Source organism: Dellaglioa sp. CoH-56-MRSF-11, from assembly GCF_056782135.1.
On the sequence record NZ_JBXAYE010000069.1, the window covers coordinates 1 to 328 of the forward strand.

The window sequence follows — 328 nt, forward strand, 5'->3', positions numbered from 1 at the left end:
AGAGTTGCTGAATACCTCGTCCATGCGCTAGGCTATAGAGAAGCTGGGACCTGCTGGTGCCCTTCTGTTCACAGCTCTTCAATTCCTAGGTGCCGATCGCTTGTGGGCTATCGCACATGCCGCGCTGTCTGGGCTTGAGCCCGGTGAATCTGGAGCTGGCTATTTCAAATGCGAGTGGGTCCCGCTGCCCGCAGATGAATGGCGTGCGCTGCTCGAACGTGAGCTACAGCAAACAGCAGACGGTGAAAAGACGCCGACGCACGCAGCTCTGCGTCTGTTCGACATCGATATACCCGGAGCAGAGGGCGATGGATTGACGGACAAGGGT

At 57.6% G+C, this 328-nt stretch carries 1 protein-coding gene; it reads left to right on the plus strand.

The genetic code is table 11. The features are described 5' to 3' along the window. Positions 1–100: 100 nt before the first annotated feature. The coding region (locus tag AC1RPT_RS07875; protein WP_481762998.1) for a hypothetical protein at positions 101–328 on the plus strand (228 nt) is incomplete at its 3' end.